Annotated in this window: 24 protein-coding genes; 18 read left to right on the forward strand and 6 right to left on the reverse strand. The window is 34.3% G+C overall.

Features of this window, described 5'->3' with window-relative positions; genetic code table 11:
• Positions 1 to 35 precede the first annotated feature (35 nt).
• Together bshA and NWE55_RS14150 are read left to right on the forward strand one after the other, a co-directional pair.
• Positions 36 to 1,172, forward strand: coding sequence for an N-acetyl-alpha-D-glucosaminyl L-malate synthase BshA (gene bshA, locus NWE55_RS14145; protein ID WP_155091676.1), 1,137 nt, complete (start codon positions 36 to 38; stop codon positions 1,170 to 1,172).
• 174 nt (positions 1,173 to 1,346) lie between these two features.
• Positions 1,347 to 2,141, forward strand: coding sequence for a DUF1963 domain-containing protein (locus tag NWE55_RS14150; protein WP_258204285.1), 795 nt, complete (start codon positions 1,347 to 1,349; stop codon positions 2,139 to 2,141).
• Here the strand turns inward: NWE55_RS14150 and NWE55_RS14155 are convergent.
• Both NWE55_RS14155 and NWE55_RS14160 read right to left on the reverse strand, forming a co-directional pair.
• Entirely contained in the window at positions 2,107 to 2,973 is an 867-nt protein-coding gene (locus NWE55_RS14155) for an IS3 family transposase (RefSeq protein WP_258204062.1), read from the reverse strand. The genes NWE55_RS14150 and NWE55_RS14155 overlap by 35 nt on opposite strands.
• Before the next feature lie 5 nt (positions 2,974 to 2,978).
• Positions 2,979 to 3,278: a transposase gene (locus tag NWE55_RS14160; RefSeq protein WP_240142878.1), complete on the reverse strand. Its 300-nt coding sequence runs from the start codon at positions 3,276 to 3,278 to the stop codon at positions 2,979 to 2,981.
• A 328-nt stretch (positions 3,279 to 3,606) separates the two neighbouring features.
• Here NWE55_RS14160 and NWE55_RS14165 point away from each other — a divergent pair, with 328 nt between their 5' ends.
• Positions 3,607 to 5,199, forward strand: a complete 1,593-nt coding sequence (locus NWE55_RS14165; RefSeq protein WP_258204286.1) for a DUF3137 domain-containing protein — start codon at positions 3,607 to 3,609, stop codon at positions 5,197 to 5,199.
• Between the two features lie 231 nt (positions 5,200 to 5,430).
• On the opposite strand, the gene NWE55_RS14170 is transcribed toward NWE55_RS14165, so the two are convergent.
• Both NWE55_RS14170 and NWE55_RS17070 read right to left on the reverse strand, forming a co-directional pair.
• A complete protein-coding gene (locus NWE55_RS14170) occupies positions 5,431 to 6,171 on the reverse strand; it encodes a hypothetical protein (RefSeq protein WP_258204287.1) in 741 nt (246 codons plus the stop codon).
• A gap of 254 nt (positions 6,172 to 6,425) precedes the next feature.
• Positions 6,426 to 6,734, reverse strand: coding sequence for an integrase core domain-containing protein (locus NWE55_RS17070; RefSeq protein ID WP_373425587.1), 309 nt, complete (start codon positions 6,732 to 6,734; stop codon positions 6,426 to 6,428).
• A 611-nt stretch (positions 6,735 to 7,345) separates the two neighbouring features.
• Here NWE55_RS17070 and thrA point away from each other — a divergent pair.
• From thrA to ggt, 14 genes are all read left to right on the forward strand, one after another.
• Positions 7,346 to 9,793 carry a bifunctional aspartate kinase/homoserine dehydrogenase I gene (thrA, locus tag NWE55_RS14175; protein WP_258204288.1) on the forward strand — a complete coding sequence of 816 codons (2,448 nt, stop codon included), beginning with the start codon at positions 7,346 to 7,348 and terminating at the stop codon, positions 9,791 to 9,793.
• Between the two features lies 1 nt (position 9,794).
• A complete protein-coding gene (locus NWE55_RS14180) occupies positions 9,795 to 10,718 on the forward strand; it encodes a homoserine kinase (protein ID WP_160339894.1) in 924 nt (307 codons plus the stop codon).
• Entirely contained in the window at positions 10,715 to 12,004 is a 1,290-nt protein-coding gene (thrC, locus tag NWE55_RS14185; RefSeq protein WP_258204289.1) for a threonine synthase, read from the forward strand. The genes NWE55_RS14180 and thrC overlap by 4 nt, the downstream gene beginning before the upstream one ends.
• Before the next feature lie 199 nt (positions 12,005 to 12,203).
• Positions 12,204 to 13,268: a CNNM domain-containing protein gene (locus tag NWE55_RS14190; RefSeq protein ID WP_155091683.1), complete on the forward strand. Its 1,065-nt coding sequence runs from the start codon at positions 12,204 to 12,206 to the stop codon at positions 13,266 to 13,268.
• Positions 13,269 to 13,315: 47 nt separating this feature from the next.
• Positions 13,316 to 13,702, forward strand: a complete 387-nt coding sequence (locus NWE55_RS14195; protein WP_258204290.1) for a (deoxy)nucleoside triphosphate pyrophosphohydrolase — start codon at positions 13,316 to 13,318, stop codon at positions 13,700 to 13,702.
• Positions 13,703 to 13,897: 195 nt separating this feature from the next.
• Positions 13,898 to 14,107, forward strand: coding sequence for a DUF6140 family protein (locus tag NWE55_RS14200; protein ID WP_258204291.1), 210 nt, complete (start codon positions 13,898 to 13,900; stop codon positions 14,105 to 14,107).
• A gap of 157 nt (positions 14,108 to 14,264) precedes the next feature.
• A complete protein-coding gene (locus NWE55_RS14205; protein ID WP_258204292.1) occupies positions 14,265 to 14,867 on the forward strand; it encodes a uracil-DNA glycosylase family protein in 603 nt (200 codons plus the stop codon).
• Between the two features lie 91 nt (positions 14,868 to 14,958).
• Positions 14,959 to 15,816 carry a helix-turn-helix transcriptional regulator gene (locus tag NWE55_RS14210; RefSeq protein ID WP_258204293.1) on the forward strand — a complete coding sequence of 286 codons (858 nt, stop codon included), beginning with the start codon at positions 14,959 to 14,961 and terminating at the stop codon, positions 15,814 to 15,816.
• A gap of 31 nt (positions 15,817 to 15,847) precedes the next feature.
• Positions 15,848 to 16,249, forward strand: a complete 402-nt coding sequence (locus NWE55_RS14215; protein WP_258204294.1) for a hypothetical protein — start codon at positions 15,848 to 15,850, stop codon at positions 16,247 to 16,249.
• A gap of 10 nt (positions 16,250 to 16,259) precedes the next feature.
• Positions 16,260 to 16,610, forward strand: coding sequence for a hypothetical protein (locus NWE55_RS14220; RefSeq protein WP_258204295.1), 351 nt, complete (start codon positions 16,260 to 16,262; stop codon positions 16,608 to 16,610).
• A 3-nt stretch (positions 16,611 to 16,613) separates the two neighbouring features.
• Positions 16,614 to 16,961 carry a hypothetical protein gene (locus NWE55_RS14225; protein WP_258204296.1) on the forward strand — a complete coding sequence of 116 codons (348 nt, stop codon included), beginning with the start codon at positions 16,614 to 16,616 and terminating at the stop codon, positions 16,959 to 16,961.
• Positions 16,958 to 17,323 (forward strand): hypothetical protein, encoded by a 366-nt coding sequence (locus NWE55_RS14230; RefSeq protein ID WP_258204297.1) that lies wholly within the window; start codon positions 16,958 to 16,960, stop codon positions 17,321 to 17,323. Before NWE55_RS14225 ends, NWE55_RS14230 begins: the two co-directional genes overlap by 4 nt.
• Complete coding sequence (locus NWE55_RS14235) at positions 17,317 to 18,546, forward strand: ATP-binding protein (RefSeq protein ID WP_258204298.1); 1,230 nt, start codon at positions 17,317 to 17,319, stop codon at positions 18,544 to 18,546. The genes NWE55_RS14230 and NWE55_RS14235 overlap by 7 nt, the downstream gene beginning before the upstream one ends.
• Before the next feature lie 285 nt (positions 18,547 to 18,831).
• The gene (gene ggt, locus NWE55_RS14240) at positions 18,832 to 20,508 is read left to right on the forward strand and encodes a gamma-glutamyltransferase (protein WP_258204299.1); all 1,677 of its coding nucleotides are present in this window, start codon (positions 18,832 to 18,834) and stop codon (positions 20,506 to 20,508) included.
• 97 nt (positions 20,509 to 20,605) lie between these two features.
• On the opposite strand, the gene NWE55_RS14245 is transcribed toward ggt, so the two are convergent.
• Together NWE55_RS14245 and NWE55_RS14250 are read right to left on the reverse strand one after the other, a co-directional pair.
• Positions 20,606 to 21,400: a hypothetical protein gene (locus NWE55_RS14245; protein WP_258204300.1), complete on the reverse strand. Its 795-nt coding sequence runs from the start codon at positions 21,398 to 21,400 to the stop codon at positions 20,606 to 20,608.
• Positions 21,401 to 21,404: 4 nt separating this feature from the next.
• A complete protein-coding gene (locus NWE55_RS14250; RefSeq protein ID WP_258204301.1) occupies positions 21,405 to 22,484 on the reverse strand; it encodes a hypothetical protein in 1,080 nt (359 codons plus the stop codon).
• Positions 22,485 to 22,925: 441 nt separating this feature from the next.
• On the opposite strand from NWE55_RS14250, the gene NWE55_RS14255 reads away from it, so the two are divergent.
• A complete protein-coding gene (locus tag NWE55_RS14255) occupies positions 22,926 to 23,312 on the forward strand; it encodes a hypothetical protein (protein ID WP_160340010.1) in 387 nt (128 codons plus the stop codon).
• Positions 23,313 to 24,162: the final 850 nt, after the last annotated feature.

The following is a 24,162-nucleotide window of genomic DNA, read 5'->3' on the forward strand; positions in this document are numbered from 1 at the left end:
TATCTTTAAGGATTCAAAATAAGTACAAACACAATATGAAAATAGCCATCGTATGCTATCCAACCTTTGGAGGAAGTGGTGTTGTAGCCACAGAATTAGGGTTGGAACTAGCAAAGAGAAACCACGAAGTGCATTTTATCACTTATAGTCAACCTGTTAGATTGGCACTTTTAAACCCCAATATATTTTACCACGAAGTAAACGTTCCAGAATATCCTTTGTTTCACTATCAGCCTTATGAATTAGCTTTATCGAGCAAATTAGTCGATATGGTTAAGTTGTTTAAAATTGATGTGTTACATGTGCATTATGCTATTCCTCACGCTTATGCGGGATATATGGCTAAGCAAATGCTAAAGGAGCAGGGAATAGACCTGCCAATGATTACTACATTGCATGGAACTGATATTACCCTGGTAGGGAATCACCCTAATTATAAAACGGCTGTTAGTTTCAGTATCAATAGTTCAGACTACGTTACTTCCGTTTCCGAATCGCTTAAACAATCTACGCGTTGTTTGTTTGAAACAGAAAAAGAAATACACGTTATTCCAAACTTTATCGAAGTTAAGGAGTTTGACTGCGATGATACACCGTGTAAGCGAAGCGCTATGGCTGATAAAAATGAGGTTATCATTACACATATCAGCAACTTTAGAAAGGTAAAACGCATAGAAGATGTAGTTTCTACCTTCTATGGTATTCAAAAGCAAATGCCTGCCAAATTGATGCTTGTTGGAGATGGTCCTGAAAAGGAACGCGCAGAGCGCCAGGCACTTGAATTGGGTATTTATGACAAGATTATTTTCTTTGGAAATAGCAATGAAATTGAGCACATCTTATCTTACTCAGATTTGTTTCTATTGCCTTCGGAAACAGAGAGCTTTGGTTTAGCCGCCTTAGAGGCCATGGCTATGGGAGTACCTGTTATTTCAAGTAATACTGGTGGTTTACCAGAAGTCAACGAGCATGGCGTTTCAGGTTATTTAAGTAATGTTGGTGATGTTGAAGACATGGTAGCTAATGCCCTTAAAATACTTAAAGACCAAGATACTTTATGTCAGTTTAAAGAGAATGCGCGTAATGTTGCCAAGAAATTCAGCATTGACAAGGTATTGCCACTGTATGAAGATATTTATACCGCTGCTCTTAACAAGTCGAGAAAAGGTTAACTTATACCTGGACGCAAGTCTTTTTACATGGGATTAAACTTATTTGTAAATGATATAGTATGGGATTAGGAAACTAATCCCATTTTTTATTGTTAAAATGTCTCCAAGAAGTTTGGCTGATATTATTAACTTTGGTAAGAATACTAAACCGTATAGTATAAAAAACACATCACTATGAAAACTGTAGAAGAATTACAAAGGGATATTCAAAAACCCATTACAAAATTTATCACTGGTGGCTTTAGACCAGAGAATACGATAGAAGAATCGTGGTTGGGAAAAGTTACTGTTTTTGGATCGGAGCAAGGAATTCCTTTAGACGCAGTTGGTAAACCCATGATGGCTTTAGCTCAGTTTTATTTACCAGCTTTGCCGTATGTTCCAGAAGCAGTGAGATCTACAAAGGTTTTGACTGTCTTTGTATCCATGAATACATTGGAACCTTTGGAGCCTATGGGCAAGAATTGGCTAATTCGCGAGTACGAAGATTTGAGTATGACCGAAATTAAAACTTTGACAAATGAACAATCTTATATCAAACCTTTCCCTTTAAAAGCTGTGTTTGAAGACAACGACTGTGCATTATGGGATGGAGGAGGTCTTACATTTGAGCAAGAAGCTCAAGTGTTAGAATTGGAACGAGAAGGTATTATTAATAGTTATTACGATATATCGAATCATCATTATCAGACTAAGTTTGGCGGTTATCCTTCTTATTGTCAACCCGGAATAGGTATAGGAGGAGAGTATGAATATTTTTTTGATGATCAGTGTGAGGATATTCATACACAAGGCTTTGGAGAAGGTTATGAATTTGTTTTTCAGATTTCTTCTGATGAGAAAGCTAATTTTAATGTAGTAGATGGCGGTAGTTTAATGTTTGCTAAAAATAAGGAAACAGGGGTGGATATCCAAACGAAATCTGGACAATTAGTTAAGCAGCTTTATTACTATTTATTATTTGATTAAATTCGTTGATTGTCTGGTAGTTTAAGTAGGAGTGTCTGCGTCTTTTATTATACCACATTTCGATATATTCAAAGACTTTAGACTCCATTTTCTTTGTACTTAGTTGTAAATTTCCATAAACCATCTCCACTTTTAAGGATTTAAAGAAGCTTTCCGCTACGGCATTATCCCAACAATTTGCTTTTCTACTCATACTTCTAACAACCTTAAATGACTTCAGGTAGTTGGCAAATTTGTAGTTTGCATATTGTACTCCTTGGTCAGAATGGAAAATTAGTCCTTCTTCAAAAGCTCTGTTCTTTTTAGCCATTTTAAAGGCTGCTAAGGTGGTGTTTTCTGTTGACATATCTTTACTCAAACTCCATCCAATAACCTTTCTATCATATAAATCTATTATTGTAGTTAGGTAAATAAACCCTTCTTTAACAGCGATATAAGTAATGTCAGACACCCAGGCTTTCCCTGGTTCAGTTTGTTTAAATTGTCTATCTAAAATATTATCAACCACTAAATAATTGTGTTCAGAGTCTGTGGTTATTCTATATCGTCGAGCTACTTTACTACGTAATCCTAACTCTTTCATATACTTAGCAACGGTAGGTTTTGATATCTTATATCCTCGTGCATTGAGTTCTATTGTAAGACGAGGACTGCCATAACGCTGTTTAAATTCTAGATAAACTTCTGTAATAACACGTTTTAGATTTGCTTTGGCTTGTTGTCTTTTATTAACAGGAGACCGTTTCCAATGATAATAACCACTTCTACTTACCTCTAAAACCTTACACATAATCCCAATCGGAAATTCATGTTCATGATCAAATATGAACATGTAAATCATTTGCCGGTCTTTGAGAAAATGCCGATTGCTTTTTTTAATATTTCATGCTCTAATTCGACAGCTGCTAACTTCTTCTCTAACTCTTTAATTCTTGCTTGTTCTGGAGTAAGTTTTTGTTTCCCATTGCCTGGAAAACTAGCATCGCCTAACTCTTGAGCTTCTTTACACCATTTATACAATAATGTAGGTCTGATTCCAAGCTCACGAGCCAATTCTGATTTGTTTGTTCTTTCCTTAGCCAGTTCAACGGCTTGCTGCTTAAATGCAGCATCGTAGGCCTTTCTAATTCTTTTCATAATTCAAAGATAAGTTTTTATGCTTAACTTAATGTCCAGGCTAAGTTACCAAGTCCAGGGATTGGACTATGTATTACGATTTTTATTAGTCTTAATTTAATGAGCGATTAGATTTAACTGTACATGCACTTGCTACAAAGAGTTGATTTCATAGAGAAGCAGCTCTTTTTTTTAATTGAAAGTATACGAGTTAGTATAAGGTTTCTTGTTGGGTTGTTGTATGTGAGTATTTTATTTATTGTATATTTTATTTAAGATTACTTAGGTTATTGTATTAAATTTATAGTTGTTTTTCAATAGGGTTAAGTAAAGACTAAAATAGAAGATAATGAATATTGAGCAAGTTAAACATTTTTTTGTAAGTGAAGCAAGACGCGAAAAACGCATTGTTCTTCGAAATACAATTATAATTGGAAGTATCATATGTATAGGAATTGCAATTTTGTTATTCTTTACCCGTGATTTTATAGTCGATTATTTTGTTAGTTCAGCAGTAAAGAAAGGGGATAAAGAGGGAATAGAACGCTATATACCATGGATTGTCATTGTGTCTTTACTAGTTGTTGTTTACTTTAGTGTTAGGGCATCTTTAAGGAGAGAACATACTGTTGACAAGGTTTTTAAACTATTGGAAAAAGGGGAAAAAGCTGTTGTATTAAGTGAAGAAAGAAAAAGTCTGACCAATCTGTTTTTATTTGTTGTAACACTTAAGTTTGATCCTATTATCTATCTCAGTTTAGAACTAAATGGAGGAGTATATACATTGCCTATTCAAATAAATGTGATTACTGATGTCAAGCGTTTTTTTGAATTTGGTCAACAGGAGGATTATGACAAACTGATGGATACAATGTATGGTGATCCTTCGGATACTCAAGTAGCAGCAGAGCAAATGAACGAGGAGTTTACAAGCGATGTAGTGTTAAAGCCAATTACTGAGTTTAGAGCTTATTTTTCTCAAAATTTTGGTTTGGAAATCAAGGCGATGGAACAGCAACGAAAGGCCAGTAAACGCAAGATTTTATTGGTTTTAGGAGTACTGATTGTTTCAGCATTGGCTTATGTTGCTGTGTATCAATTGGCAGACCGCAGTTTTAAGGATACCTATAATACGGTGTTTATCTTTGGAGTATTACTTATTTTAATTGTAGTCATTCGCTTTTTGTTTGCGAAAAAGAAGACAGGACAAAATACCACAGCAAAAGCGACTCCCCCTTTAGATTATACGGCTTTCAAAGAGATAATGCTAACTCGATTAGCACACTATATTCATCCAAGTTATTCTTATTTTGAAAAGGGATATATTGGTTTGCCAGAAGTATTACATGCTGGTATATTTCAACCCAAATCGTACAGCATTCACGGTGGAGATCAATTTGTCGGTCATTACAACGGGGTACCTTTTCAGTCCTGCGTCTTATCGCTAAGTTATCGTCCTACGTTGTCAAGAAGCAAGGATCCTGAGGAAGAAGTATTTCAAGGAACATTCTTCGTAGCGAAGTTTCCCAAGAAGTTTAGTGCTAATATGTTGATTGTTCCCAACAAGAGTATCTTGAATCGCTTTGTAGAAAATTGTATTGGCAACTATCTCAATACTGCTGGAGAAGTTGTCATCTTGAAAGATGCTGAGTTTCAAAAGGCCTTTACAGTATATTGTGACAATCAGCTTGCTGCGCGTAGTATATTAACGCCTTCTTTCATGCAAAAATTAAGACAATTAAATCTTCACAATAAGGGAAGTTTGTATTGCAGTATCAATGGCAATAATATTGCGATTGCAGCCAATATTGGCAATAAGTATAAATCTACAGCCGATTTAGTAGGCGATATTTTTAATACAACACAATTAGATCAAAACTTCTTAGATGAGATTTACGAAGACTTAACTAAGCATTTAAGTGTGATAGATACTCTGAAATAAGGTGATTAAGTACGGGTGTTTACACCGTTTCACTTTAGCAGTAAATGAAGTGATTTTTTAGTTTATTGGCTTGAGTATTTCAGGTAAATCACTTTCAATACTGATTTTGTTATTGTCGTTTAGCAAATTTAGTGGCAGTGGCTACTCTATTTGTTTAGCCTATAAAATAGAAAGAGCTCTTTTCTGATTTGCAAAGAGCTCTTTTGCATATTTTAATATTAGGTTATCGTTTTACTTCGCGTAGATAATCATGCTTGGATTGAAAGCTTTCGTATTGTATAAGGATGTTCGATGCAAGGTGTTATTAATTGGATAAAAGAATTGTATATCTGCGACCATTACTTCAAATTTTTCTTCCTCCACCATAGAAGGACAAGTCCAAGTTGTTTCTTGCACAATGGGTTGTTCTCTATTGAACTCAATAGATACTTGTCTTATTTCATCAGCGTCTTTTGTCAGTCGATCACCAGCTTGTATAGCTATAACATAAAGGCGTATCAATGCTTGTGTACATCCTTTTGGAAAGACAACCTGTTCTTTGGGAACAAAGGCTGGAATATATGCTGTGAGTCTGTTTTCGGTAGTAGTTACTGAAATTGGATTCAAAAAGGTGTCTTTGAACAGGGTGTTGTTGTTAAATTCAAATCCACTTAAATCGCCAAAGTTGACATTGTGCAATGTTCTTTGCTCTAATGGCTTAGTTGTATCCTTGTGTACAATGCGAATTAGTTGTCCCAATAAACGAGAATGCATATAACTATCATGCAGATTGTTTAAATGTGATTCAATATGACAACGAATATAGCGTATAGCACTTGATAGTTTTCGCAGTACTGGGGCATTTTTATTCTTTGTCTTGTCTTGTTTAGACCGATCCGGTTTGGTCTGAAAGATGAGTTGACCTCTAAATTCTCGGTAGTATCCTGGACCTACCAAGCCTTTTAATTGATTTTTTGCGGTTAGAATAGCCATTGTTAATAGTTTTAAATGATTGGTTTTGATTAGTTTATATCAATAATTGTGCCCATGTGATCGAATGATGCTCCTATTTTGTTGGTATAGTGGTCGCATGTTTTTTAGTTGTAATTATGGGACCACTATGCGATCACTATGGCATCACTATGCGACCACTCCGAATATTGTCTGTCTCGTCCTAATATAGCTGTACAGTTATTGTTTATAATCCTGCTTTTAACTGTACATTTGGTTTTATAATCCTATTATACCTATACAGGTACTTGTTGTTCTTTTTTGTTGGTGTAGTAATTCTTCCATCTCTTAGTTAATATCCCACTCTTAAGATGTGCTTGTTCAGGAGTTAGTCTATCACAACTATCGTGAGGTCTGATTTCATTATACAACTTTATACTTCTTCTTATTTTTTCTTTGGTTTTCTTATAACCTAAGCTTGAATAGTTTAAATCAAACTCACCTTTAATTATTCCATTTACTCGTTCTGCTACTGCATTATCCTTAGGATTTCCATTTTGAGTAGTGCTTATTGCTATAGATCTCGTCCTACTATAGCTGTACAGTTATTGTTTATAATCCTGCTTTTGTGTGTATATTTTTACATAGACAATTCTGGTAAGTATTTGTCAACTCATAATTAATGACGTTTTACAGTTATGCTTAGTAATTTGGCTATTGTTTTAATTCTGGTTTGACTATTAGAAATGGTATCTGCATAGGTCTTTTTGTTTTATACGAGGTCCTCATTACGCACTTTTAATAGGAGGTATTAAGTGTAATAGAGCTGCTTTTTAGCTGTTTAAACTGATTATTGACGTTAAAAACACAGTTATCTTAAACTTTTTTTGTTGTCGTTAAACGCAGACTGTATCGCTGTTGAACATCGTTTTTTCCTCTCTATTCAAACGTTGAAAATTGAAATAAAGTAAAAAAAGACTTGTGTTTATTAATTTTTTGTTAATTTTGAAATATCTATGAGAGACAATAATAGAACATATAATTTCTTTTCAACCACCACATCTTCCTGTGGTACGGGTTCTATTATGACTATGTCCTCCACCTATAGTACCACCACCCTTTAATAGGGAAATTCACTTTTTACATTTTTAGTGTAAACTGTTTGCTTATCCTCTGAGATAAGTGAATCATCGTATTGTTAATCAATTTTTTTATTATGAAAATATTAAAGTTCGGTGGCACATCTGTAGCCAATGCCGAGAACATTAAACGTTGTATAGCCATCGTTGAAGGCAAAAACGACTCAACTATTGTTGTTGTATCAGCATTAGGAGGGATGACGGATTTACTACAAACTACTGCAGTTTTAGCATCCCATAAAGATTCATCCTATATGCAAAATTACAAAACAATAGAAGATAGGCATTTGGATGCGGTTCGAGCTTTAATACCTGTTTCTAATCAAGCAAGTGTGTTGAGCAATGTAATTTGCCAATTAAATGAGCTTGAGACACTACTGCAAGGGTGTTTTTACTTAGGAGAATTATCAAGTAAAACAAAAGATGTAATTTTCTCTTTTGGAGAGCGATTGTCGTCGTTTATTGTTTCTGAAACCTTCAAGGCAAGGGGAAAAAACTGTGTGCGAATAGATAGTGGTAACCTAATTAAAACAAACAATCGATATGGTAGGGCAGTTGTTGACTTTGAAATGAGTGATCGATTAATACAAGATTACTTTCGAGAGAATCAATTCGATATCTACGTCATGCCTGGTTTTGTCGCTGAATCCAAAGACAAGCAAATAACAACACTTGGACGCGGTGGCTCTGATTATACAGCTGCAATCGTTGCTGCCGCACTTCACTTGTCAGAATTAGAGATTTGGACAGATGTCAGTGGTATTTATACTGCAAATCCCAAAGTCGTAAAACAAGCGCGAGTGATTGAGCAAATTAGCTTTCAAGAGGCAATGGAGCTTTCGCATTTTGGTGCAAAAGTCTTGTATCCTTCTGCTATAGAACCGATTCTACCTAAGAAGATCGACTTGTATATCAAGAATACATTCGAACCTGAGTCGCCTGGTAGCCGTGTAACTCATTGTAGCTTAGATGATGATCGAATTGTCAGGGGAATTAGCAATGTAGACAATATTGCATTAATGACTTTGGAAGGCCCTGGTATGGTCGGTGTAGCTGGGATATCTAAACGGTTGTTTGAAGTATTGGCAAAACAAGATATCAATGTAGTGTTCATTACACAAGCTTCATCCGAACATTCAATCTGTTTTGCTGTGACAAGTATGGATGCTGTACGTGCAGAGCAAGTGATCAATGAAGAATTTGAATTCGAAATTTCCTATGGCAAGGTGAGAGCGGTTTCTGTTGAATTGGGAATGTCTATTGTCGCAATAGTTGGAAATAACATTAAGAGTCATCAGGGAGTAAGCGGTAAGATGTTTAGTGCGCTCGGTAGAAATAATATCAATATCTGTGCAATTGCCCAAGGTGCTTCTGAGCGAAATATATCTGCTGTAATTTTGGAAAAAGATGCCAAGAAGGCATTGAATGTCTTGCACGAAGCTTTTTTTGAAGAAGTAGTTGTACAGGTGAATCTCTTTGTGATGGGCGTTGGAAATGTAGGTGGTAAGTTCATCGAACAAGTACAACGACAAAAATTGTATTTAAGAGAGCATTTGAAGATTAATTTGCGCCTTATTGCTGTGGCAAACTCAACGAAAATGATGGTGAATCCCGAGGGGCTTAGCGATATTGAAGTGAGCGAGTTAAAGGCCAAAGGTCAAGTGATGCAAGAAGGAGATTTTCTGAGAAAGATAACTGAATTGAATCTGCGAAATAGTGTATTGGTTGACAACACAGCTAATGAAACTGTAGCGATGAGTTATCACGCATACTTGCGAAATAGCATTGGTATTGTAACGTGTAATAAAGTTGCTTGTTCATCGAGTATGGAATACTACAAGTCACTGAAGTTATTGTCTAAAAAGTACAGCGCTTCGTTTTTGTATGAAACTAATGTTGGAGCAGGCTTGCCAATTATCGATACGATAAAGAACTTGGTAGCCTCAGGAGATCGAATTTTGGAAATTCAAGCAGTGTTGAGTGGAAGTTTGAATTTCATATTCAATGCCTATGACGCAGGTATACCTTTTGTCGAAGTAGTGAAGAAAGCCAAAGAGCTCGGATATACAGAACCCAATCCCTATATTGATTTAAGTGGTGTAGATGTCAAGCGAAAGCTATTGATCTTACTTAGAGAAAGTGGTTATTTCTTTGAAGATGTAGATATTGATGTCCAGTCATTTTTGCCTCATGGTGGTGCTGCAATAAGTGAAGAAGGGGAGCTTTATACTGCATTAGAATCTCAGGAGGACCATTTTTATCAGTTGTTAAAAGCAGCCAATGACAAGGGAGCTAAATTACGTGTAGTTGCGAGTTTTAAAGGAGGTAAGGCCGAAGTTGGACTTAGAGAAATAGATCAGCTTCATCCATTCTATCACTTGGAAGGAAAAGACAATATAGTTTTGTTTTATACCGATCGCTATAAAGAACAACCTTTATTAATCAAAGGAGCAGGAGCAGGAGCAGAAGTAACCGCTTCGGGGATCTTTGCCGATGTAATACGAATTGCAAATAAATTGAATTAAAATGAAAGAAATAAAAATATATAGCCCAGCTACGATAGCCAATGTATCATGTGGTTTTGATGTTTTGGGAGTTTGCTTAGACAATGTGGGAGATGAAATGATATTTCGTCAAAGTGAGCAAAAGGGACTTAGAATTGTTGAGATTACTGGAGCAGATTTACCATTAGAAATTGAGCAAAACGTAGCAGGTGTTGCTGGAAAAGCGCTTATGGAACAGCTCAATCCAAACTTTGGAATCGAGATGATTATTCACAAAAAGATAAAGGCAGGAAGTGGAATAGGAAGTAGTGCAGCCAGTGCCGCTGGCGCAGTTTATGGTATCAATGCTTTATGTGGCTATCCCTTGACAAATAAAGAATTAATCTACTATGCAATGCAGGGTGAAGCTCTTGTAAGTGGAGCACCTCATGCAGACAATGTCGCTCCAGCACTACTTGGAGGTTTTGCTTTTATACGAAGTTATGCTCCCTTAGATATAATCTCAATACCAGCACCTAAGGAGTTATACGCTACGGTCATTCATCCTCAGATTGAATTAAAGACTATAGATTCTCGTTCGGTGTTAAAGCAAACAGTAGGGTTAAAGCAAGCAATCACGCAATGTGGGAATTTAGGAGGACTAATCAGTGCCTTGTATACGGAGGATTATGATTTGCTTGGTCGCTGTTTGCATGATGAATTTGTAGAGCCTAAACGTTCATTGTTAATTCCCAATTTTGCGGCATTAAAGCAAGTAGCAGTAAAATGCGGAGCTTTAGGTGGAGGAATTTCAGGAGCAGGCCCTTCGGTCTTTGTATTGAGTAGAGGTAAACAAATTGCAGATTGTGTTGCAAATGAAATGAGAAATATAGTCAAAGAGGCCGACTATCAATGTGATATTCACGTTTCGCCAATTAATCCTAAAGGTATAAAAGAGTTGATATGAAATACTACAGTTTAAATAATAGAGATATTGTTGTTTCATTTAAAGAAGCTGCATTACAAGGTTTAGCACCTGATAAGGGATTATACTTCCCTACGGAGATTCCCCAGTTGCCTAAAGCATTTTTTGAGAACATAGGTTCGTTGAGCAAAGAGGAGATAGGTTATCAGGTAATTAAACCTTTTGTAGGAAATGAGATTAACGAAGCAGACTTACGCCAAATTGTCAAGGAGACATTAGACTTTGATTTTCCATTAGTGCAAATAGAAAAGAATAAATACGCCTTAGAATTGTTTCATGGACCAACTTTAGCTTTTAAAGATGTTGGTGCGAGATTTATGGCTCGTTGTTTTCAAAAGTTAGCAAGAGACAATGCTAAGAAGGTAACTGTCTTAGTTGCTACCTCAGGTGATACTGGTGGTGCTGTAGCTCACGGGTTTTACGGGGTAGAAGGTGTGGAGGTTGTTATCTTGTACCCCAAGGGAAAAGTAAGTAGTATCCAAGAGAAGCAGTTAACTACTTTAGGTAAGAATATCAAGGCTATCGAAGTAAATGGCAGTTTTGACGATTGTCAGGCAATGGTGAAGCGCGCTTTCTTAGATGATGATTTAAAGGGAGCGTACTTAACTTCGGCTAATTCTATTAACGTTGCTCGTTGGTTGCCGCAGATGTTTTATTACTTTTTGATGTATAGGGAATTAGGAAAGATTGACAAGCCACTGGTAGTTTCGGTTCCAAGTGGAAACTTCGGCAATATATGCGCCGGTATGTTGGCGAGAGCGTTAGGACTTCCCATAGCACATTTTATTGCTGCTACCAATGCCAATGACACAGTCGTTCGATATATGGATACAGCTGTTTACCAGCCAACAACTACTAAAGTAACGCTGAGTAATGCAATGGATGTAAGTGACCCCAGTAATTTTGTGCGAATCTTAGCGTTGTTTGGCAACGAGAATAAAGCATTGCACGCAATTTTAGATGCGTATAGTTTTACTGATCAACAGACTTTGGAAGCCATAAAGGACATTTATTATGCGAAAGACTACCTTGTAGATCCACATGGGGCAGTTGGTTATTTAGGCTTGAAGCAGTATGAAGAAAAGAAAACTGAATTTATTGGTGTCTTCTTAGAAACAGCTCATCCCGTCAAGTTTCCAGAGTGTATAGAACAGTTACTAAACATAGATATTGAGATTCCAAAGAGGTTACAAGAAATTCAAAAAGGAGTTAAAAAAGCTATTGAAATATCTGATTATAAAGAGTTGAAAAGGTTTTTATTAGATTGATGACTTCATATTAGTTAGTAGATAAGTTAGAGGTGTTAGCAATATATCTACTTTGTTTTATCTAAAGTGATTTTGTATTTTTAAGATCACTTTAGATAATTATATGACGTTTTAGGAGTTAAATTTGTTGCTTGAGTAATAAAAAACGCTTAAATAATTATATTTAGTTTTATTCTTGTATAAAATTTAAATATCAATAATGACATTATTATTAGTCTATTTAGGATTAGCACTATCTATTTCATTTATCTGTTCTATAGCAGAAGCTGTGCTCTTATCCCTACCAGTTTCATTTTTAAAATCTAAACACCAAAACGGTGATAGTAGAGCAGGAAAAATGCTGGCATTAAAAGAAGATATTGACAAGCCTTTGTCTGCTATTTTATCTCTGAATACAGTTGCCCATACAGTTGGTGCTGCTGGAGTAGGAGCGCAGGCATCTATTGTGTTTGGAGATGCTTATTTTGGCGTGGTTTCAGCTGTATTGACTTTACTTATTTTGGTTTTAACTGAGATTATACCGAAAACCATTGGGGCTAATTATGCAAAGAAGCTCTATGGAATTATAGCAACGACTATCTCGGCTATGGTGGTTTTGTGTTATCCTTTAGTGATATTGTCATCCGTTGTAACGAGAAGCTTGAGTAAGAACAAGGAGGAATCAACAACTTCTCGAGAGGAAATTTCTATGCTTGCCTCGATAGGAGAACAAGAGGGAATCTTGAAGGGCAAGGAGAGTAAGATTATTCAGAATATTATTAAACTTGATACTGTCCAGGTCTCCGATATTATTACGCCTCGAATAGTGATGGTATCTGCAAATGAACAGATGAGTTTGAGGGAGTTTTTGAAAGAAAAAGAGTTTTTGTATTTCTCTCGTATTCCAATTTATCAAGGGCATAAGGATAATGTAACCGGTTATATCTTACGCGAACAAGTATTTGAATATTTAGCGGAAGATAAGTTTGACCTTAAGCTTAAAGATTTGAAGCGGGAACTAATTCACTTTTCTGAGAAAATGAGTGTGATTTCAGTATGGGGTAAGTTTATTGAAAAAAGAGAACATATTGGAATTGCGTTGAACGAGTATGGAGAAGTAGAAGGTTTAGTTACTTTAGAGGATATAATTGAAACTTTGTTGGGGTTTGAGATTGTAGATGAGAAAGATAAAATTGTCGATTTAAGACAGTACGCTTATGACCGCTGGCAAAGTAAAAAGAAGAAATACGAGTATTTGGATTCACAAGATGAAAACAACGCTTAGTATCTCTCAAACTATTTGTACTTTTAGAGGTATAAATTAAAAAGTAAATGTTGAAAGTCTGCTGTGCTATTATTGAATACAATAGCAAGGTATTAGTTGCTCAAAGACCTTCAGGAAAACTGGTTCCACTAAAATGGGAGTTTCCTGGAGGGAAGGTAGAGCCAGAAGAGAGCACCATAGCGTGTATCGTAAGAGAAATAAAAGAGGAGTTACAAATGGATGTAGAGGTAGTAAAAGAACTTACCCCCATTATTCATCATTATGAAGACTTCTCATTAGAGCTCATCCCTTTTGTTTGCCGTGTTTCCAGTGAACATTACCATGCGTATGAGCACAGTAAAGTAGAATGGGCAACAGTAGAACAATTGCCTTTTTATGATTGGGCTGAGGCAGATATCCCAATAATGAAAGAGTATATATTGCAAAAGCTATAAAAGCCGACCTATTTAGGTCGGCTTTTTTTATTAGTAGTATATCTTGTAAATGGAATTTTTAAAAATAAAAATTGGGTGAAGTATAGGTTTTTTTGAGGGAATAATTTTTTACTCAAAAAACGCTATGCTCCACCCTTTATTTCTTCTTTGGTACTCTATTGTATTATAATTTCGTAAGTATAAAATTGTTAGATAATGGCAAGATATAAAGCGACAGTTGTTCGAAATTACAATAATGAACAGGTTTATATAGAAAAGGGTATGAGTGTCGAGTTTGTTTCTTTTACTCATCCTTGGATTGATAATGGAAAGGTTGTACAGGAAGCTTTCATGCGCGTCTATGGCGTTGACTTTACTAAAGGAGGGGGATGTTCACCTGCTTTTATTGAGGTAGTGGAAATATAATTTGGAGACAAGGGTTTATAGTTGACGGTTTACGGTTTTACAAAAAAAATAAAAAGTTGGCTGGTGTTTTTTGACAGTCACTGCTGATATGTTTGCACTGTCACTGTAATACAATGAGTGATGGTAGATAAGTCAAACATTTAAAAAAAGAGTAGAGATGAGTTTAGTAAAGTTTCAGCCGTGGATTGGCAATAGTTATCAAAAAGGAATACAAGGAAAAAAAGTATTAGTGTTAGGGGAAAGTCACTATTGTGCAAACGCAAGTGATGCTGTACCGACTTTAACACAAGAGATTATTAAGGACTTATTTGATTCTAATAGTCCGCATGAAGGGTATAAGAATACGTATACCAAGTTTGCGAAGGCGATAGCAGGAACAGATTTGGATTATAAGGGAAAAGAGAAAGTGTGGAACTCTATAGCCTTTTACAATTATGTACAAGTTCCTATTTCGGGTGCCAGAGTAGCGCCAACGGCTCAGGAGTTTAGAGCAGCAGAGAGTGCTTTATTTGAGGTATTAGAACAATTACAGCCCGATTATGTAATTGTGTGGGGAAATCGCTTATTTGATAATTTGCCTAATGCTGGTGCTCAAGGAAAAGAAGTGATGCTGTCTGAGGAGGACCGACACGAGGTATGGTGTTATACATTGTCTAATCAGAAGGTTGTCCCTATGCTAAGAATGACTCATCCGTCTGCTGCCTATAGCTGGGATTATTGGCATGAGGTAATTGAGGCATTTATGGTAAGTAAGTATTAAGATAGAAATAAATTATAAAAATAAAATAGACTGGTGTTTTTTGACAGTCATGTCCAATATGTTTGCACTGTCACTGTAATACAATGAAAGAATGAGAGATTTATTGAGAATATACAATGTACTGGAACTCTTTAAGAGAAAGAAGTATTGTACAAAAGAGGAGATTCTTGAGGCTGTAGGTAAATCTGAAGATAAAACGATAAGTTATGAAACGTGGAATCGCTTGCGCAAGCGAATGGATTTAGATTATGGTTTTGAAGTGATATACGACAAGGCACAAGATATGTCTTATTTGTTGGAGCATCACAAGGTGGATTACGGACAGCTGATGGGGATGATTCACCACTTTAATACAGCTGATCTACTCCAACGCTATGTCAAAGGAGATAAGCGAATGATTGATCACTTGGATTTTGAAGAGGGTCTGAAAGTGGGGCAGGAAAGCCACTTAAACGACTTACAAGAGGCGATGTTAAAGTGTGAATCTGTTGTGATTACCCATCAAGGATATACCAAGGCTACTCCGTCTGAGATAACGGTTAATCCACTGTATTTTAAGCAGTATCAGAATAGGTGGTATCTCATCGCTGAGTCGGTGAAGGATAAAGAGTTTAGAAGCTTTGGTATGGATAGAATCCACGATGTGTTCTCTACAGGGAAGAAGTTCAAAAGCCGTTTAGAGGAGGCGAAAAAGGCATATAGTCAGGTTGTTGGAGTGACTTTAGGAGATAAATCAACGAAGTTACAAGATATAGTCATCCTCTTTGAACCTGATCAAAAGCCTTACCTCGAGAGTCTAAAACTTCACCATAGCCAAACGGTCTTAGAGGATACAGAACATAGATATAAAATAAAAATAACTGTCAAACCTAACTATGAACTCCAGCAGCAAATCCAAAAGTTTGGAAGCTTAGCTGAGGTGTTAGAAGGGGAGTGGGAGTGTTATTAATAGAAAGTTTAATTTAAAATTTTATATAAATATGATTAAATCAATTGGAAAGGGATTAAGTTTTGTTAAGAAGTATTTAACAAAAGAAAACCTAGAATTGCTTGGAAAACAATTAGAAAATTTTGGTAGTATCAAAATTTTTGACTTTGAAGATGAGTATGAAGACTGTGAAGTTCTTTATGTTGAGTTTCTTGATGTAGATAAACTTAAGCAAATATTTAAAGAGTATGGAGCAAAAGAATATGAGAATGTTGTAATACTAAAGGGAAATTACGATAGCGATAAAGACCAACGTGTTTATTTTATCCAGAAATTAAATGGGGAGAATAAACAAGTTAATGAATATGAGATACTATGTGTTTATACAACAAATGTAGATTCTCAAATTTTAAAATGGTTTGCTAATAAGGATATGGTTTTAATAAAAAAATAATAGAAGTAACATGGTAGAGTCAATAAAAAAAGTATTAAAACAAGTATGGCAATTTATAAAGAAAGTATTTGTAAAGGTTGTCAATTTCATAAAAAACGTATTCACTTTTTTTAATGAGAGATTAGCAAGAGTACTTAGAAAGAAACCAAATGCAGTTGCAGTTTCTATAAAGATTAAAGAAAAATTGGAAAGTAATGATTTTAACCCTATTAGTATGAGTGATTATATTGTAAATACATTTTACGATGTTGAAACAGATCAAATTATTGAAGAGGAAACAGAGATTATTTCATTTGAAAGTTTAGATGAACAGACTAAGAATGCATTTGGAAATAGAGATATGATAATAATAAAAAATTAATTTATGGATAATAGGTTTATATTAGGAATAGCGATTGGAATTGTAGCAGTAGGAGCTGGAGTTTTGATTTTATCAAAAAAAAGAAAAACCAAACAAGAGAGAATTAAGTATGATATTTTAAAGTTTTCTGATGTAGTTGAATTAGCTAGTAAAAGGAATAAAATAGAAAATCTAAAGGAACATGAAATTGTAGTTTTATTGAGAGAACAAGATTATTACGTCTTGACAGTATATGATAAAATGTCTGAAAATGTTTTGGATGATAATACACTTATTATTGAAACTAACAGGATTGATGAAAACCTTCTATTGGCATTTAATAATACTAATATGATTGTATTTGAAGGATGATAGTAGGTTTGTTTTTTTGGTTTTTGGCTCCAGTTTTATTGGGAGGTATTATTGGAGGTTTAAGTGGTATAGCAATAGCTAAATTAGTTGAATATACTGTGAAGGTTTATTTCTTGGATAAAAAAGAAATTACAGCAATTAATAATTCAAATATTAATAACATAATAAAAAGGGGTTTGAAAGATAGTGATACTCCAGTTTTCTCCCTAAGAGATTTTGCTGTTTGCGAAGGAGATTATATTTATATTGGTAAAATAGGGGAAACAGGAAAAGAGTATTATAATGTTACAGAGGTAGATTATCAAAAGATTGATTCTGATTTGTATAATGAACTAAAAAAAGAGAAAATATTAGTATGGTGATTGAGGTTGGAATAGAAGAAAATGGAGATAATTTTGAGCAAAGATTAGTAAAATTGTTACGGACTACTTTGGAAGATAGATATATTCTATTGAGATCAAGTTCTAGTTTCAAGGTTTTCATAGATAGTTTTAATATCGTAGGTCTAAGTATAGGAAATGATACATTATACATATCAAATTATTTGAGAAAGAATAAAAAAGACTTTAATGAATTAATTACTTTTATAAAACTTATAGGTGTTAATGGTTTAATTAATAATTTATTGATTATAGAAATTGATAGAATAGATGAAATTAAGAAAATATACAAAGAGGCTAAAAAAAGCGATATAATTGAAGATAATAATACTCTTGTTAAGACAGTTAAGCCTAAATTTTGTTTAGATGATGTTATTTTAAATGAAAGTGAGATAAATGATATTAGAAGTTCTTTAATCTTAATAGAGAACAGAGAATTAATTTATGATAAATGGGGTTTTTCAGAAATAGATAACAAACCAAGATTAATATTAAACTTTTTTGGCGTCCCTGGCACTGGTAAAACAATGAGTGCTCATGCAGTAGCAAGTGAACTTAAGAAGAATATTTTATTGATAAATTACTCAGATATTGAGTCTAAGTTTGTTGGAGATGCTCCAAAGAACTTAGTTAAAGTGTTTGAAGAAGCAAGAAACACTGATTCAGTTCTATTTTTTGATGAAGCAGATTCCTTTTTAGGAAAGCGAATAGAATCTGTTTCTGCTAGTTCAGATCAAGCAATTAACTCATTGAGAAGTCAGATGCTAATATTATTAGAAGATTTTGAAGGAGTTGTTATTTTCGCTACTAACCTAGTTGAAAATTATGATAAGGCTTTTGAATCAAGAATATTAAAACATATTGAGTTTAGTTTACCTAATCTAGAGAATCGAGTAAAAATTTTAGATCGTATGCTTGTTAATAAAATTCCTATTGATAAACATATTGATCGTGGTTTATTACTTCATGAATTATCAATTATAAGTGAAGGTTTTTCAGGAAGAGAAATTAAAAATGCATTGTTAGAGTGTTTAACTCTAGCTGCTTATAAGAATGAGAATATTCTGAGTGAAAAGCTTTTTACTGATAATTTTAGGGCTTTTAGTAAAAAAAAGATTTCTTTGAATACTGATAAGAGAAACTTTCTTCCTGAAGAAGTAAAGAAAAAGTTAACAGATAAAATTAAACAAAATATTACTAGTTAATCTCTTGTCTCAATCACATCCCTTTTAAGATCAATCTTGCTTTACAAGAAAAAGTACACTTGCATTGAATCAACAGATAGGTCTATCCAGATTTTGATTGAAATTAAAAAAGGAAGTTAATTGAGTTAGATTGACTAAATCAATTTAAAACAGATAATCAAAACCCCACGCTTTGTGGGGTTTTTTTGATTGATTCTTTTGAGAATTTCTCAATTGTATTATCTTTCACTTTTCAAGTAAGTAGTTATCGTACTTGAGAAGTAATAAACAATCAAAAACACATATATGAAAAGAATAGCAATTGGGTTATTTATTTTAGCATCTGGAGTGATGCAGGTAATCGCCCAGACCCCTGAAACCTTTAAAAATGGAGTTATCGTTTCGGCTCATCCAGAGGCAAGTCGAGTGGGAGTTGAAATCCTAAAAAAAGGAGGTAATGCTGTAGATGCGGCAGTGGCCGTTGAGTTAGCCTTAGCAGTGGTTTATCCCAATGCGGGAAATATCGGTGGTGGAGGTTTTATGATCTACAGGGGTAAAGATGGTCAAGTTGACGCTTTGGATTATAGAGAAAAAGCACCGTCACAGGCAAGAGAGAACATGTATTGGTCAGGTGATGGACAAGCAATCACAGAGCTGAGTATGAAAGGGACATTAGCCTCAGGAGTGCCAGGTACAGTAGATGGAATGGTTAAAGCACATGCAAAATATGGTAGTCTACCTTGGAGTGATTTAGTTCAACCTGCTATTGAGTTAGCTGAAAAGGGCTTTTCAATTACAGAGAAACAAGCTGATGAGTTTACTAAGAATCATCAAGTATTTTTAAAGTATAATACCAAGGAAACTGCCTTAACAAGTAAGACAAAGTGGGTGGCTGGTGATGTATTTGTACAAAGGGAATTAGCCAATACACTTAAGCGCATACAAGAGAAAGGTAGAGCAGGATTTTATGAAGGAGAAACAGCTGAGTTAATCGTTGCAGAAATGAAAAGAGGCAATGGAATGATGAGTTTAGAGGATTTGAAAAACTATCAAGCAGTCTGGAGAACACCTATTATTGGACAGTACAAAGGACTTAAAGTCATTTCTATGCCTCCACCAAGTAGCGGGGGAATTGCTTTGATTTCACTGTTTCAATCGGTAGAGAAGTATCCATTAAAAAAATGGGGTTTTCAAGCCGAGAAAACTGTGCAGGTTATGGTTGAGGCAGAGCGTCGTGTATATGCAGATCGCGCTGAACACTTAGGAGATCCAGATTTTTATCAAGTGCCAGTGAGTCAATTGGTAAATAAAGACTATAATGTAGGACGCATGGAAACTATGTCTTTTGAAAAAGCTAGCAAGAGTTCTGATATTAAAGCTGGTGAGATCGCAGCTAAAGAAAGCGAAGAAACCACACACTATTGTGTAGTAGATCAATGGGGAAATGCTGTATCGGCAACAACAACATTGAATGATTCGTATGGTTCTAAAGTTGTAGTAGGGGGAGCTGGCTTTTTGTTGAATAATGAAATGGATGATTTCTCAGTAAAACCAGGAACACCAAATATGTACGGACTTGTAGGAGGAAAGGCTAACTCAATTCAGCCCAATAAACGTATGTTAAGTTCTATGACTCCAACTATTTTAGAGAACAATGGCAAATTATATATGGTTGTTGGAACTCCTGGAGGCTCGACTATTATAACCTCTGTATTTCAGACTATCTTGAATGTTGTGGAATTTGGAATGAATATGCAACAAGCTGTTGCAGCACCGCGTTTTCACCATCAGTGGTTGCCTGATCGCATTGATTTTGAACCATTGGCAATTGATCAAAAAGTTAAAGAGCAGCTAACTAAAAAAGAGTATTTATTACAAGAGCGCAAACCTTATGGTAGAGTGGAGGGAGTTTTAGTTTTGCCCAACGGAGAATATCAAGCAGGAGCAGATCCAAGAGGAGATGATATTGCAAAAGGATATTAATAAGTAAATACCAATTAAAGTAATTTCTATATAAAAAAGCCTATTACAATCATTGTAATAGGCTTTAGTAATTTATAGTGTGTTGTTGGTTTAGTTTTTATTCTCTAACAAAATCAAGAGAAGCTTTACCAAAGAATTCCCCTTTAAGTTCTTTTCCACTCTCAAACTGGAATAAAAAGTCTATTTCAGTTACAGGTGAAAGATATTTGTAATCTCCAAGGTCATCGAAAGCATCCAGTTTTTTAATATTGATGAAAGTTTTTGACTCCATATTAATAACTTCGTTTAACTTTTGACCGTTAACAATGAAGGTAGCTTCTGCCCATTTTGCAAATTCAACTTGGTGAGCAAAAGGATTGATAATTACATTATTATCCTCTCTTAAGAATGCTACTTGTATTTCAATTGTGTTTTTATTGTCCTCTGACTTTAGAATCATATTGTATATATCGTATATATACGGTCCGTATGCATAAGGAGTTTTAAAGTTAAAACGCAGTGAATTTAATACATATTCTTTTCCATCATAAGTAAAAAGGCTTGGATTTTTGATATTGACCTTAATGATATTACTCTCTTCAAATCCTACTTTAGTTGCTTTAAATAAGAACTCACCTTCTTCTAAAGCAACCCAAGTATTTTTCTCAAGTGGATACTTTCCTATTAGTTCTATTCTCACGCCCTCTACTATAGCACCATTGGCTTTGACAGTGAACTCAAAAGAAGTTCCTACTTTTCCCGTGTTTTTATCAACTGTAAGTTCAAGTTTTGTTTTAACCTCGTCTATAGGATCTGTTTTAGTCTCGTTGTCGTCGCTTGAACAAGCAAGGTTAAAAAGTATAAATACAGAACTAATACCCAGTAATAGTGAATGTTTAATTTTGTTTATCATAGTTTTATTTTTTACGTTTAATTAGTTGAAGCACCTCTTTGTCAGACAGTGATGATAATATATTTTTGCTAGTTGTACCTGTTTGAACTGTTTCAAAATCAAGCTCAGATGGTCCGTCTAACTCTCCTTTAATAGAAGTATTGTTCTCAAGAACAAAGTCAAAGTTTATAGCAACTCTATCAGATACATAGAAATCTTCTCTAAGAGGCTTGAAAGGTTCAACCTTTGTAATAAACATAGTAGAATCAAGTGTGCTTATTTCTCTAAGTTGCATACCATTGGCATAGAATTGAGCTGCAGCAAAACCTCCGAATAATACTTCACCTTCTTCAGGGAAAGTCAATTCTTTTGGATCTTTTCTTTCAAAACCAGCTAAGAAAACGATTTTGTTTTCAAAGTCATCAGACATCATTACTAATCCCCAGACATCAAATATTCCAAAATCTTCAGTAACTGTTCTATAGAAGTTAAAGTATGATTTATCCAATAGGTAGATTTCATCTTTATAAGTGAAGTAGCTGTAGTTTTTAATTTCAATTGTTAAGACATCACTGGATGCGAATCCTTTTTTATGCGCAATGAACTTGAAAGTGCCAAACTCTTTAGCAGTCCAAGTATTTCCTGTAAATCTTTCAAGACCGACCACTTCAATTTCTACGTCTTGGACAGGTTGTCCGTTAGATGTGATTTTAAATTCAAATACATCATTAGGTTTTCCGAATGTTCGATTCGTTTCGATGTTTAATTTGCCAATTCCCTCTTCTACAACAATTGTAAGTGTTTTACTATCTTGATAACCTTCTTTCTTTGCTGTGAATTGATAGGTACCACTTTTTGTAGGTGTCCAAGTCAAATCTTTAATTTGTCCTAAAGTTTTTTCGGTAATTGTCACCCCTTCAATAGGTAATTTATCAGCCAATACAGTAAAGGTGATAGTTTCTCCTACAAGTGCTTTGGTTGCACTTGCTTGTAATACTAATTGTGTTGAGTCTTTCGAGTCGTTGTCGTCGCTTGAACAAGCTCCAAAAACAAAAGAGAAGACCACACAACAAATCATAATAACAGTAGAGATGTGTTTTTTCATAATTTCTAGATTATTTAAGTTGTTTTTATTTATGTTAACATAATATTGGTGAAAGTAAAACAACAATTAGAGTGTTAAATTCATTAAACAAATAGAAATGATGTGATTAAGTATAGTAAACAAAGAATGTTTTGAATAAACAGTAGTGATGTGTTATAAAATCAAATGAAGTGATATTTTAGTTAAATAAATGTAGTATTGCAAAGAATATTACCGCTAAATACTAAAATTATAAAGGAATGATTTGTAGAATTTAGTGGATGTGTTTTTTAGATTTTATATTGAAAAAAAATGGCACAATAGGTCTTTTTGTGTATTCTGTTACTCGATGTGTGTAATATCTGTTCGTTTTGTAGATAATTTTCCGATTTAGATATTTTTATTGCGAATATTTGTATTTATACTTTACTTTGTTGCGTAAAAAATAAAATATCAAAGGTTATGTTTAAAAAAGCGAAATTGGCTATTGTTTGTGCCATAGCATTCTCAGGATTGATCTCTTGTAGTAGTGATGATAATTCATCAGATACAGCAACTCCAGAACAAAAGGGTAAATATGTAGTAGTTGCCAAAACAACAGATAATGCTTACTTAGGTAATATTGTTGTTGTGAATAACGGCACTACTGAAACTATTGCAAACTTGGGTAAAACCGAATGGACTAAGACTTTTGACAAAGCCTCGAATGTTGCCGTTTCTGTTACTGGTCATGCTATTGATATGAATGATGAAACTGCAGAGATGACTATTCAACTTTTAAAAAATGGAAAAGTGGAGAAAGAGTCAAAAGCTTCAGGTAGTGTGCTAGTTGGAAATATAACTTTCTAAGCGTTCTACAATTAATTAGTAACCTTGTTAACTTATATATAGGCTGTTTCAACTTGTTGAAGCAGCCTATATTTTTAAATATTGTTTGCTACTGTTTTATATTATTGTTAGTCTATTAACTTTTTAATCAACAATATTAGTAGTGATAGATCTTATTGTTTTTCTAAGTATTATTTTTTACTTTATCAATTACATTTGTGTTTGAAAATTGAATAATTGTGACTAATTAGGTGTATTATTGTCAAAATATTCCCTAAACTGCTTTTTATGGTATTATAAAATGACGAAGTAGTAAAGACAGTTTTAATTTAAAATTGATAGGTGGGATTTCAAGAGGTAAAGTTCACTATTCAAAGTAATTTTCAACTTAATATATAAGTTTAATAAGAACAGACTACTGTGGTTATAGCATTAAGTAGTTTATGTAATATGCGTTTTGTGTTTTAATATGGTACAAAATGTGTGATTTGTATATGAATCTTTTGAAAGTGTATTTAATACTGCACTATATTTGTATAGAGTAGTGGTTAGTGTTTTTTGTAAATATGTGTTTGATACTTTTAAGTTAAAAGGATATAAATAAGCTTGGAGGACTTAGTTAAATAGATAGTCTGTAAGCTCATTAATCAAGGCTTGGTTACAAGTTTGAGTATTGCAACAGTTTGCAAATCATAACTATTAATATTTTAGAAAAAAGTTTAGTAAAGTACATTTATTTATACTTGAACGTAGGTCTTAAAAAGGGCATTAGGACTAATTAATAGACGTTTAATTGTGTATTTAAGTGTATAAGTATTTAAACTTCAGCAACAGTGCTTTGCAGTGTTGCTGAAGTTTAATTAACTAACTT

Source organism: Myroides albus (genome assembly GCF_024722315.1).
GTDB classification, from domain to species: Bacteria; Bacteroidota; Bacteroidia; order Flavobacteriales; family Flavobacteriaceae; genus Flavobacterium; species Flavobacterium album_A.